Source organism: Streptomyces sp. CA2R106, assembly GCF_037034245.1.
Taxonomy (GTDB): Bacteria; Actinomycetota; Actinomycetes; order Streptomycetales; family Streptomycetaceae; genus Actinacidiphila.
Genome location: NZ_JBAGKC010000049.1, coordinates 14,770 through 27,604, shown reverse-complemented (window position 1 = coordinate 27,604; position 12,835 = coordinate 14,770). Strand labels below are relative to the sequence as shown.

Genomic DNA, 12,835 nt, shown 5'->3' with positions numbered 1-12,835 from the left:
CGCGGTCGAACTGCGCAACCGGCTCCAGAGCGCGACCGGCCTCACCCTGCCGGCGACCCTCGTCTTCGACTACCCCACCGCGCACCGCCTCGCCGCCCACCTGGCCGAGCAGTTCGGCGACACGGCCGAGGCCGCGACGCGGCCCGGGCAGCCCGGTCCGGGGGCGGTGACCGACGACCCGATCGCGGTCGTCGGCATGGCCTGCCGCTACCCCGGCGGCGTCACCGGCCCCGACGACCTGTGGCGCCTGGTCACCGCGGGCGGCGACGCCATGACCCCCTTCCCGCGGGACCGCGGCTGGGACGTCGACGGCCTCTACGACCCGACCGGCACCCGCCCGAACACCTCCGTCGCGGGCGAAGGTGGATTCCTCGCCTCCGCCGCCGAGTTCGACGCCGGGTTCTTCGGGATCTCCCCGCGCGAGGCGCTGGCGATGGACCCGCAGCAGCGACTCCTGCTGGAGGTCGTCTGGGAGGCCCTGGAACGCGCCGGGATCGACCCGGCCGCTCTCGCCGGCACCCCCGCGGGCGTCTTCGTCGGCAGCTACCACTCCAGCTACGGCGACCTCGTCGTCCAAGCCGGCGACGCCCAGGCCCAGATGATGACCGGCGGCGCGCAGAGCGTGCTGTCCGGCCGCGTCTCCTACGTCCTCGGGCTGGAGGGCCCCGCGGTCACCGTGGACACCGCCTGCTCCTCCTCGCTGGTCGCGATGCACCTGGCGAGCCAGTCGCTGCGCTCGGGCGAGAGCACGCTCGCGCTGGCCGGGGGCGTCACCGTCCTGGCCACGCCCGGCACGTTCGTGGAGTTCAGCCGGCAGGGCGGCCTCGCCGCCGACGGGCGCTGCAAGGCGTTCGCCGAGTCCGCGGACGGCACCGGCTTCGGCGAGGGCGTCGGCATCATGGTGCTGGAACGCCTCTCCGACGCCCGCCGCAACGGCCACCCGGTGCTCGCCGTCCTGCGCTCCAGCGCCGTCAACCAGGACGGCGCGTCCAACGGCCTCACCGCACCCAACGGCCCCTCCCAGCAGCGCGTCATCCGCCAGGCGCTGGCCGCCGCCTCCCTGTCCCCGGCCGACGTGGACGCCGTCGAGGCGCACGGCACCGGCACCACCCTCGGCGACCCCATTGAGGCACAGGCCCTGCTGGCCACCTACGGGCAGGACCGCCCCGAGGACCGGCCGCTATGGCTGGGCACGGTGAAGTCCAACATCGGCCACACCCAGGCCGCCGCCGGTGTCGCCGGGGCGATCAAGATGGTGCAGGCCCTCCGGCACGGCGTGCTGCCGCGCAGCCGCTACGCCGACGAGCCCACCTCGCACGTCGACTGGACCTCCGGCCGGGTGCGGCTGCTGGCGGAGGAGCGGCCCTGGCCGCGGACCGGGCACCCGCGGCGGGCGGGCGTGTCCTCGTTCGGCATCTCCGGGACGAACGCGCACGTGATCCTGGAGGCCGCGCCGGAGCCCGAACCGACCGCCGTGGCCGAGAACGTGCCCGAGGCCGCGCCCGTGCCCGAGCCCGAGGCCGCGCCCGCCGCCGCGGAGAACGCCGCCGAGACGGTGTGGGTGGTGTCGGGCCGCACCGAGCCGGCCCTGCGCGCCCAGGCCGCCCGGCTGCTGTCCGCCGTGGAGGAGGCCGACACCGACGAGTCGGCGGCCCCGTACGACCCCGCTGACGTCGGCGCGGCACTGCTGCGCACCCGCTCGCTGTTCGAGCACCGCGCGGTCGTCGTCGGCGCGGACCGCGGCGAACTGACCGCGGGACTGCGGGCGTTGGCCACCGGTGAACCGGCCGCCCAGGTGGTGGACGGGGTGGCCCGCACCCGCCGCGGACTCGCGGTGCTCTTCACCGGGCAGGGCGCCCAGCGGCTCGGCATGGGACGCCGGCTGCACGCGCAGTCGCCGGTGTTCGCCGCCGCCTTCGACGAGGTCGCCGACGAACTGGACCGGCACCTGGAGCGCCCGCTGCGCGACGTGCTGTGGGGCACGGACCGCGAGCTGCTGGACCGCACCGGGTGGACGCAGCCCGCGCTGTTCGCGGTGGAGGTCGCGCTGTACCGGGTGCTCACCTCGTGGGGGGTGCGGCCGGACTACCTGCTCGGCCACTCCATCGGCGAGGTGGCCGCCGCCCATGTGGCCGGGGTGTTCTCGCTGCCGGACGCCTGCCGGCTGGTCGCCGCGCGGGCCCGCCTGATGGACGCGCTGCCCGCCGGCGGCGCGATGGCGGCCCTCGCCGCGACCGAGCAGGAGGTGCGTGAGCGGCTCACCGGCGGCGTCTGCGTCGCCGCGGTCAACGCCGCCGAGTCGGTCGTCGTCGCCGGCCCCGAGGCGGACGTGAGCGCGGTACGCGAGCACTTCGCCGCCCTGGGCCGCAGGACCCGGCGGCTGCGGGTCTCGCACGCCTTCCACTCCGCCCTCATGGAGCCGATGCTCGAGGCCTTCGCCGCCGAACTGGCCCAGCTGTCCTACGCCGAGCCCGCGGTGCCGGTCGTCTCCAACCTGACGGGCGCGCCCGCGGACCTGGCGAACCCGGCGTACTGGGTGGAGCAGGTCCGCGGCACCGTCCGGTTCGCCGACGGGCTGGCGTGGCTGGCCGAGCGCGGCGTGGACACCTTCGTGGAGGCCGGGCCCGACGCGGTGCTGTCCGGGCTGGTGGCCGCGAACGGCCTGACCGGGGCCGCCGCGGTGGCCCTCCAGCGCGGCGAGCGCACCGGCCGCGCGGTGCTGCTCCAGGCTCTCGCGCGGCTGTACGTCCAGGGCGCGGCCGTCGACTGGTCGCCGCTGTTCGCCGGCCGCGCCACCCGCCGGGTGGACCTGCCGACGTACGCCTTCCAGCGCCGCCGCTACTGGCCGCGGACCGTGCCGGAGCAGGCGGCGGGGCGCGACCCGGTGGACGCGGAGTTCTGGGCGTCCGTGGCGAGCGGTCCGGACGGGCTGGCCCGCTCCCTCGGCGTCGCGGACGACACTTTGTCCGACGTCGTCCCGGCCCTGCTGCGCTGGCGTGAGCGGCGGCTGCGGGACGCGGCGGCCGACGGCTGGTGCTACCGCCAGTCCTGGGTGCCGGTCGACGTGGACGGCACCGCGCCGGCCGCGCCGCCGCGCTGGCTGGCGGTCGTCCCCGAGGGCGACGACCCCTGGGCCGCCGCCGCGGTCGCGGCCCTCGGCCCGGACACGGTGGTCCTCACCGCCGGCGCGGCCGACGCGGAGCACCTGGCGCGCGTCGGCGCCGACCGTACCGGCGTGGTGGCCCTGGCCGGCGCCGGACGCGACGGGCTGACCGCGACGCTGCGCCTGGTGCAGGAGTTGCGGCGCTCGCAGGTGGACGTCCCGCTGTGGGTGGTCACCCGGGCGGCCGTCGCGGCCGGTCCCGGCGACGTGGTCAAGGAGATGTGGCAGGGCGGCATCTGGGGTCTGGGCCGGGTCGCGGCCCTCGAACTGCCGCAGGTGTGGGGCGGGTTGGTCGACCTGCCGGGCGACGCCGACCCCGCGGCCCTCGGCCGGCTGCCCGGAGTGCTGTCCGGTGGCCACGGCGAGGACCAACTCGCCCTGCGCGCCTCGGGGGTGTTCGCCCGCCGTCTGGTGCGCGCGCCGGGCCGCGGCTCGGTCGAGCCGTGGACGACCGGCGGTACGGCCCTGGTCACCGGTGGTACCGGCGGGTTGGGCGGTCATGTGGCGCGGTGGCTGGTCGAACGCGGTGCGCAGCATGTCGTGTTGGTGTCCCGGCGGGGTCCGCAGGCGCCGGGCGCCGGGGAGTTGCGGGCGGAGTTGGAGGCCGCGGGTGCGCGGGTGAGCGTGGTCGCGGGTGATGTCGCCGACCGCGCGACCATGGCCGGGGTGTTCGCCGCGGTCCCGGCGGACCTGCCGCTGCGGTCGGTGTTCCACACCGCCGGTGTGCTGCACGAACCGACGCCCGTCGAGGCGATGCCGGTGGGGACCCTGCACGACAGCCTCGGCGCGAAGGCCGAAGGGGCGCTGCTGCTGGACGAGTTGACCACCGGCATGGAGCTGGACGCGTTCGTGCTGTTCTCCTCCGGTGCCGCCTCGTGGGGCGGCGCGGGGCAGGGCGGTTACGCGGCGGGCAACGCCTGCCTGGACAGCCTCGCCGAGTACCGGCGCGCCCAGGGGCGGACCGCCACGTCGATCGCCTGGGGCACCTGGGCCGAGGCGGGCATGGCCGCGGCCAACACCGAGGAGCACGACTACCTGGTGCGGCTCGGTGTGCTGCCGATGCGGCCGGACCCGGCCATCGCCGCCATGCAGCGCGTCCTGGAGGACGACGCGACGACCGTGACCGTCTCCGACATGGACTGGTCGCGGTTCGCGCCCGCCTTCTCGCTGGCCCGGCCGAGCCGGTTGCTGGCCCTGCTCCAGGACCAGGCGGGCCCGGAGGCGGCGGCCGAACCCGAGGCCGACGCCGCCGCGTTCACCGGCCGGCTGGCGGCGGTGCCCGCGGAGGAGCGCCGGGAGTTCCTCGTCACCCTCGTCCGCGACCACGCCGCCGCCGTGCTGGGCCACGGCAGCGGCGACGAACTCGACCCCGAAACCGCCTTCCGCGACGCCGGGTTCGACTCGCTCACCGCGGTCGAGCTGCGCGACCGGCTCCAGGCGATGACCGGGCTGAGCCTGCCCGCCACGCTCGTCTTCGACTACCCCAACCCGTTCAAACTCGCCCTGCTGCTCGATGAGTTGACCGGCGGCGGCGCCGGGGGCGACGGCGACGAGGAGGAGGAGCTGCGGCGCAAGGTGGCCGCGGTGCCGCTGGCCCGGCTGCGGGCCGCCGGACTGCTCGACGCCGTACTGGCCCTGGCCGAGCAAGCCGACCCGGACAGCCCGGACGGCCAGGACGGCCGGGGCGCCGGGGACGAAGAGCCCGACGGGCCCGACCTGTTGACCGCCGACGCCGACGACCTCGTCCGCATCGCGCTCGGAACCGCGTGAAGGAGCTGTAGGACAGACATGGACATCACCGCAGCAGTGCTCGACGAGGCCGGCGGCCCGTTCGTCCTCAAGCAGGTCGAACTGGCCGCGCCCGGCCCGGACGAGGTGCTGGTCGAGCTGCACGCCACCGGCCTGTGCCACACCGACGTGGCCGTCCAGCACGGCTTCACCCCCTTCCCGCTGCCGGGCGTGCTGGGCCATGAGGGCAGCGGTGTCGTGGCCGCCGTCGGGCCGGGCGTCGCCGGGCTGGCCGAGGGCGACCACGTGGCGCTGTCGTTCAGCAGCTGCGGCGCCTGCGGCAACTGCCGCTCGGGCGTGCCCTCGTACTGCGACACGTTCGTGGCCCGCAACCTGCTGGGCGCCCGCGCCGACGGCAGCCGGCCGCTCACCCTCGACGGCAAGGGGCTCGGCTCGAACTTCTTCGGCCAGTCGAGCTTCGCCTCGCACACCGTGGCGCACGCCCGGTCGGTGGTGAAGATCCCCGAGCAGGTGCCGCTGGCGCTGGCCGCGCCGCTGGGCTGCGGTGTGCAGACCGGCGCCGGGGCGGTGCTGAAGTCGCTGCGGGCCCAGGCGGGCAGCTCGGTGCTGGTGCTCGGCGGCGGCTCGGTCGGGCTGAGCGCCGTGATGGGCGCGGTGCTCGCCGGGGCGGAGACGATCGTCGTGGTGGAGCCGGTGGAGTCGCGGCGGCTGGTCGCCAAGGACCTCGGCGCGACGCACGTGCTGGACCCGGCCGACGGGAAGCTCGCCGAGCAGATCCGCGGTGTCGTGCCGCAGGGCGTGCGGCACGCGGTGGACACCACCGCCAAGGCGGCGGTGCTCACCGAGGTGGTGCAGGCCATGGCGAAGCGGGGCAGCATCGCGCTGCTCGGCATCCCGTCCGAGCCGGCCGCGGTGTTCCCGCTGAGCCTGGGGCTGAGCCAGATCCTGGGGCTGACCGTCGTCGGGGTCGTGGAGGGCGACAGCGACCCGCAGACGTTCGTGCCCTGGCTGCTCCAGCAGTACCTCCAGGGCCGGTTCCCGATCGACCGGCTGGTCCGCACGATGCCGTTCGCCGACATCAACGAGGCCGTCGCGGCGCAGGTGCGCGGGGACGTGATCAAGGCGGTGCTCACGCACCGGTGACCGGTCCGGCGCCCGCGCGGCGCCGCCCCGGGTACGCCCGCCGGCGCCTTCGCGACGGCGACTCCCCACGAGCACAGGCAAGGACAGGCGAGGCCGTATGCCCATCGACCACGACGACTTCTACATCGGCGGCGCCCGGGTCGCGCCCGCCACCGCGCACCGCATCGAGGTGCGGGCCGCGGGCACCGGGGAGGTGGCCGGCAGCGTGCCGGCCGCGCACCCGGCCGACGTGGACGCGGCCGTCGCCGCGGCCCGCGCCGCCTTCGACGACCCTTCCGGCTGGCGGACGTGGAGCGCGCAGGACCGCGCGCAGACGCTGGACCGCTTCGCCGCGGCCCTCACCGAGCGCGGGCCGCAGACCGCGCGCCTGGTGAGCCTCCAGAACGGCATGCCGATCAGCCTGGCGGGCGTGCTGGAGGGCGTCGGCCCGGCCGCGCTGCTGCGCTACTACGCCGCCCTGGTCGCCGCGAAGACCGCCGACGACCGCCGCCCGGGCCTGTTCGGCGGGCACGCGGTGGTGGTGCCCGAGCCGGTGGGCGTGGTCGCCGCGATCGTGCCGTGGAACGTGCCGCAGGGCATCACCTTCATGAAGGTCGCCCCGGCGCTGGCCGCCGGCTGCGCCGTGGTGCTCAAGCCCTCCCCGGAGACGGTCCTGGACACCTACCAGGTCGCCGAGGCCGCCGAGGCGGCCGGGCTGCCCGCCGGGCTGCTGAACATCGTGCCCGGCGGCGCGGATACCGGCCGCCACCTGGTCGGCCACCCCGGCGTGGACAAGGTGTCCTTCACCGGCTCCACCGCCGTCGGCCGGGGCATCGCGGAGACCTGCGGGCGGCTGCTGCGGCCGGTGTCGCTGGAGCTGGGCGGCAAGTCCGCGGCGGTCGTCCTGGACGACGCCGACCTCGGCGCGGTGATGGACCGTTTCTTCCGGGCCACGCTGCTCAACAACGGGCAGGTGTGCTGGCTGGGCACCAGGGTGCTCGCGCCCCGCTCCCGCTACGACGAGATCGTGGACGCCGTCACCGCCATGGCGCGCTCGCTGAAGGTCGGCGACCCGCTCGACCCGGCGACCCAGCTGGGCCCGCTGGTCTCCGCACGGCAGCGGGACCGGGTGGAGTCCTACATCGCCAAGGGCGTCAGCGACGGCGCCCGGCTGACCGCCGGCGGCGGCCGCCCGGCCGGCGCCGACCGCGGCTGGTACGTGGAGGCGACGGTCTTCGCCGACGTCGACAACCGGTCCGCGATCGCGCAGGAGGAGATCTTCGGGCCGGTGCTGTCGGTCATCCCCTACGCGGACGAGGAACAGGCCCTGGCGATCGCCAACGACAGCGACTACGGCCTGGGCGGCTCGGTGTGGACCACCGACCCCGACCGCGGCCTGGCCTTCGCCCGCCGGGTGCAGGCCGGCTCCGTCGGCGTCAACGGCTACGCCAACGACCCGGTCGCGCCCTTCGGCGGCCGCAAGGCCAGCGGGCTCGGCTACGAGCTGGGCCCCGAGGGACTCGCCCAGTACCAGGCCCTGAAGTCGATCTACGTCGACCAGCAGGTCTGACCGGGGCGGCGCCCGGTGCCCCCCGCCCGGCGGCGCCGGGCCGCCCCGCGCAGTGACGCACACCCAGGAAGTGACACGCAGTGAGAAACGGAGTGGACCCCACATGAGCGGACGACTCGACGGCAAGGTCGCCATGATCACCGGTGCGGCGCGCGGCCAGGGCCGCGGCCACGCCCTGCGGCTCGCCGAGGAGGGCGCCGACCTGATCCTGGTGGACATCTGCCAGAACATCGACACCCTCGCCTACGCGCTGGGCACCGAGGACGAACTCGCCGAGACCGCCGCCGAGGTGGAGAAGCTGGGCCGCCGCGTGGTGACTGCGCAGGCCGACACGCGCGACGCGCCCGCGTTGCGCGAGGCCGTAGAGCGCGGCGCCGCGCAGCTGGGCCGCCTCGACATCCTCGTCGCCAATGCCGGGGTGGGCATGGCGCACCCCTCGACCAGCCAGGAGCAGGCGTTCCGCGACCAGTTGGAGATCAACACCATCGGCGCGTGGAACACCGTGCACGCCGCGGCGCCGAAGATCATCGAGGGCGGCCGGGGCGGCGCCGTCGTCGTGGTCAGCTCGGTGATGGGCCTGAGCGGCAAGATCGGCAGCCCGACCGGCGGCGCGGAGGGCTACGTCGCCGCCAAGCACGCCCTGCTGGGCCTGTCGCGGGCGTGGACGCGGTGGCTGGGCCCGCACGACATCCGGGTCAACTCCATCCACACCACCGGCGTGCGCACCCCGCTGCTCGTCAACGACGCGGTGAAGAAGGTGCACACCAAGCCCCCCACGTCCGGCGCGGAGGTGGGCCACATCCTCGACGTCACCATGCTGGACGTCAGCGACGTCACCGGCGCCGTGGCCTGGCTGGTCTCCGACGAGGCCCGGTACGTCACCGGTGTCGCGCTGCCGATCGACGCGGGCTTCACCACCCCGTAGGAACCACCCCGTAGGACCACCTCGCCCCACACGGCGGACCGCCCCCGAGCCCGGCAACAGGCTCAGGGGCGGTCCGCTTGCGGGGGACGCGCCGGAAAGGCGGGTCAGGAAGGTCGGCTCAGGAGGGCGCCGGGGCGAACTCCACCCCGTCGTCCAGCGGACCGCGCCGCAGCAGCTTCACGTCCTTGCGGTAGTCCTGCTCCACCGTCCACGGCGCGCGCGTGCCGCGCTTGGGCATGCTGTCCGCGCCGCGCCGCACATAGCCCGAGCTGAGGTCCAGGATCGGCAGCACCGGGTCCTCGGGCGGCGGCGCGAGCGGCCGGACCACCGCGTGCCCGTGCTCGGCCATGTGCGCCAGCAGCCGGGACACGTACCGCGCCACCAGGTCGGCCTTGAGCGTCCAGGAGCTGTTGGTGTAGCCCAGCGTCCAGGCGAAGTTCGGCACCCCGGCGAGCATCAGGCCCTTGTACGCCACCGTCGCGCCGGGGTCGACGGCGGTACCGGCCACGCTCATCCGGATACCGCCCAGCGGCAGCAGGTTCAGCCCGGTCGCGGTGACGACCACGTCCGCGGCCACCTCCTCGCCGCTCTCCAGCCGCAGCCCGTCCGGCGTGAAGGACTCCACGGCGCCGGTGACCACGGACGCCTGCCCGGAGCTGATCGCCGCGAACAGGTCCCCGTCGGGCACGTAGCACACCCGCTGGTCCCACGGCTGGTAGCGGGGGGTGAAGTGCGGGTCGAGGGCGTAGCCGTCCGGGAGGTGCTTGGCGGCGCCCTTGCGGAGCATCGCCTTGACCCGCTCCGGCCTCCTGCGGCTGAGCCGGTAGAAGGCCATCGCGAGCGTCGCGTTCTTCCAGCGGATCGCGCCGAGCGCCGCCTTCTCCGGCAGCACCCGGCGCAGCAGGTCCGCCAGGCCGTCGCGGGACGGCAGCGACATGACGTACGCGGGGGAGCGCTGCACCATCGTCACGTGCGCGGCCCGCTCGGCCAGCGCGGGCACCAGGGTGACCGCGGTGGCGCCGCTGCCGATGACGGCCACCCGCTTGCCGGCCCAGTCCAGGCCGGCCGGCCAGTGCTGCGGGTGCACCACGGTGCCCGTGAAGCGGTCGGTGTCCTTGAACTGCGGCCGGTAGCCCTCGTCGTAGCGGTAGTAGCCCGTGCACAGGTACAGGAACGAGCAGGTCAGCGTGGCCGTTTCGGGGTTCTCGGGCGCCCCGCGGGAGACGGTGACCCTCCAGCGGGCCGCCGCCTCGTCCCAGTCGGCGGCGGTCACGCGGTGCCGGAACCGGATCGCGTCCAGCAGGCCGTACTCCCGGGCGGAGTCCTGGATGTAGGACAGGATGCTCGCGCCGTCGGCGATGGCCTTGGGGTCCTTCCAGGGCCGCTCCCGGTAGCCGAGGGTGTGCATGTCCGAGTCGGACCGCACCCCCGGGTAGCGGAAGAGGTCCCAGGTGCCGCCGACGGCCTCCCGTGCCTCCAGGATCGCCAGGGTGCGGCCGGGGAGGGCACGGCGCAGGTGGCCGGCCGCGCCGATGCCGGCCAGCCCGGCGCCGACGACCAGGACGTCGACGTGCTCAGCCATGGCGGCGCCCCTTCCCGCGGGCGGGAGCGGCGGCCGCGGTCGTACTCGCCCGCGCCGCCGTCACGGGCGTCACCACGCGACCGGCATGGAGCGCGGACCGCGGACCATCATCTCGCTCTTCCACGCGATGTCGCCGGCCACCCGCAGGGTCGGCAGCCGCTGGAGCAGCACCCGCAGCGCCTCCTGCAACTCCAGCCGGGCCAGCGGCGCGCCCAGGCAGTGGTGGATGCCGTGGCCGAACCCGATGTGGTGGTTGGCCGGCCGGTCGAGCCTGATCTCCTCGGGGTCCTCGAAGCGCAGGCCGTCGCGGTTGGCGGCGCCCAGGGCGACCAGGACCGGTTCGCCGGCACGAACCAGGGTGCCGCCGACCTCGATGTCCTCCCGGGCGTAGCGCGGGGCGGCCGAGCCGCTGCCCAGCGGCACGAAGCGGAACAGCTCCTCGACCGCCGAGGGGATCAGCTCCTCGTCGTGCAGCAGCCGCTGCCAGTGCTGCGGCTGGTCCAGCAGGGCGTAGACGAAGCTGGGGATCTGCGAGGCGGTGGTCTCGTGCCCGGCGATGAGCAGGCCGACGCAGTGGTCGAGCAACTCCTGCTCGGTCAGCCGGTCCTGCACGTCGCGGGCCTCGATCATGCCCGAGATGAGGTCGTCGGCCGGTTCGGCGCGGCGCGCCTCGATGATGCCGCGGATGTACTCCACCAGCTCGATCCGCTTGGCGCGGCCCTCCTCGGCGTTCAGGGAGCTGGTGGACAGGATCGCGTCGGTCCAGTTGCCGAACCGGTCCCGGTCCTCGAAGGGCACTCCGAGCAGTTCGCAGATGACGGTCGTCGGGATCGGCAGCGCGTAGTCCGCGACGAGGTCGGCGGGCGCGCCCTTGGCCTCCATCGTGTCGATCAGCCGGTGCGCCAGGTCGTGGACTTTCGGCCGCAGCTCCTCCACCCGGCGGATGGTGAACGCCTTGCTGATCAGGCGGCGCAGCCGGGTGTGGTCGGGCGCGTCCATGTTGAACATGGACTTCGGCTGGGCGTTGAACTTCCGTGCCCGCGGCGGGTCGTGCTCCTCGGCCATCGCGCGGCTGAAGCGCCCGTCGCCCAGCACCAGCCGGGCGTCGGCGTAGCGGGTGGCCAGCCAGGCCGGCTCGCCGTAGGGGAGGTTGACGCGGATCAGGCCCTCGGTGTCCCGCGCCTTGCGGTAGGCCTCGCTGAGCGCGAGGCCCTCGTCGGGGCCGAAGGGGTAGGACAGCGGCTCCGGATAGGTGGTGTTCACTGCGTGCTCCTCAGCGGGGGATGCGGGGTCACAGCCGGGCGAGGTCGACGACGGACACGAGGTTCGCGCCGTAGTTCGCGAGGTAGGCGCGGCGGCCGTCAGCGGAGACGGCGATGCCGGCGGGGGTGCGTTCGACGGGGACGGTGCGCACGACGGTCTGCGTGGCGGTGTCGATCACGGACATGGTCCGGCCGGGCGCCTTGCTGCCGCCCATGTTGACGACGTAGGCGCGCGCGCCGTCCGGGGAGAGCGCCACCCCGCCGGGCCCGTCGCCGACGGTGACGGTGGCGGCCACGGTGTGGGTGGCGGTGTCGATCACCGACACGGTGTTGCCGGGGTCGCCGAACGGGCCGTGGTCGGCGACGTAGACACGCGTGCCGTCCGGGCTGATGGCGACGGCGCCGGGGGAGCGGCCCACGGTGACGGTGGTGGCCACGGTGTTCGTGGTGAGGTCGATCACCGACACGGTGCCCTCGGTGTCGGTGGGCCGGCCGTAGTTGACGACGTAGGCGTGCACGCCGTTGTCGTGGATGGCCACCGCGCCGGGTGCGGCGCCGACGTCCACGGAGCCGACGACCTGGAGGGTGGCGGTGTCGATGACGGACATGGTGCTGCCCGGGTCGGTCTCGATGCCCAGTTCGGAGATGTAGACGTACCGCCCGTCGGGGGTGGCTGCGACGCCGTCGGGGGAGTTGCCGACGCCGATCGTGGCGACCACCTCGTGGGTGGCGGTGTCGATGACCGACACGGTACGGCCGGGCTCCTTGCCGGAGCCGTAGTTGACGACGTAGACGCGGGAGCCGTCGGGGACGACCTCCAGCGCGGTCGGGCCCACCCCGACCGTCACGGTTGCGACGACCTCGTGGCTGGCGGTGTCGATGACCGACACCGTGTCACCGGGGGAGTGGGTCGCCCACCGGCCGTAGTTCGTCACGTACGCCCGGCTGCCGTCCGGGGTGAGGGCGACGGCGGAGGGCCCCTCGCCCACCGGGATGGTGACCTCCACGTGCGGCAGGCCGATCTGTTCGGTGTCGGTCACGGATGCGCTCTCCTCACGGCGGCTGCCGGCGACCCCCGCCCCGCGCGCGGCTGCGGTGCGGGGATCGCCGGGAACATCTCGCGGATTCGAAGGATTCGACGGGCTCGACGGGTTCAACTGATTCGACAGGTTCAACGGGTTCAACGGGTTCAACGGATTCGGCGGATTCGCTTATGCGGAAACGCCGGCGGGTAGCGTGCTGTCGCGCACTTCCCGGTCGCGGCGCCGACCGGCGGTTTTCGCGGCGTCGAATCCGGTGCCGATGCTCGAAGGATCGTATCGGCGTCCCCCGGACAAAAGGCGGGTCCCCCGACATTAGGGGCCTCGTTAGGGGGCCGGCCGGCCGTTTAGGGGCCCGGACCGCACACCGCCCGTTCGCTTAGGGGATTGCTAGGGGGGTGTCCGCGCCGGGTCCTTCAGTA

7 protein-coding genes are annotated in these 12,835 nt (G+C 74.8%); 4 read left to right on the top strand and 3 right to left on the bottom strand.

Annotation, left to right across the window (positions count from 1 at the left end):
• The 4 genes from WA788_RS34165 to WA788_RS34150 form a co-directional block, all read left to right on the top strand.
• A partial coding sequence (locus tag WA788_RS34165) for a type I polyketide synthase (protein WP_335984223.1) occupies positions 1–4,933 on the top strand: 4,933 nt, incomplete at its 5' end.
• An 18-nt stretch (positions 4,934–4,951) separates the two neighbouring features.
• A complete protein-coding gene (locus tag WA788_RS34160) occupies positions 4,952–6,055 on the top strand; it encodes an NAD(P)-dependent alcohol dehydrogenase (RefSeq protein WP_335984222.1) in 1,104 nt (367 codons plus the stop codon).
• 97 nt (positions 6,056–6,152) lie between these two features.
• On the top strand, positions 6,153–7,604 hold the full coding sequence (locus tag WA788_RS34155; RefSeq protein WP_335984221.1) for an aldehyde dehydrogenase: 1,452 nt from the start codon (positions 6,153–6,155) through the stop codon (positions 7,602–7,604).
• Positions 7,605–7,707: 103 nt separating this feature from the next.
• Positions 7,708–8,529: a mycofactocin-coupled SDR family oxidoreductase gene (locus WA788_RS34150; protein WP_335984220.1), complete on the top strand. Its 822-nt coding sequence runs from the start codon at positions 7,708–7,710 to the stop codon at positions 8,527–8,529.
• A gap of 118 nt (positions 8,530–8,647) precedes the next feature.
• Here WA788_RS34150 and WA788_RS34145 read toward each other — a convergent pair whose 3' ends face one another.
• The 3 genes from WA788_RS34145 to WA788_RS34135 all read right to left on the bottom strand — a co-directional run bounded on the left by WA788_RS34145 (position 8,648) and on the right by WA788_RS34135 (position 12,413).
• Entirely contained in the window at positions 8,648–10,111 is a 1,464-nt protein-coding gene (locus WA788_RS34145) for a flavin-containing monooxygenase (protein ID WP_335984219.1), read from the bottom strand.
• 69 nt (positions 10,112–10,180) lie between these two features.
• On the bottom strand, positions 10,181–11,374 hold the full coding sequence (locus WA788_RS34140; RefSeq protein ID WP_335984218.1) for a cytochrome P450: 1,194 nt from the start codon (positions 11,372–11,374) through the stop codon (positions 10,181–10,183).
• 28 nt (positions 11,375–11,402) lie between these two features.
• Complete coding sequence (locus WA788_RS34135) at positions 11,403–12,413, bottom strand: YncE family protein (protein ID WP_335984217.1); 1,011 nt, start codon at positions 12,411–12,413, stop codon at positions 11,403–11,405.
• Positions 12,414–12,835: the final 422 nt, after the last annotated feature.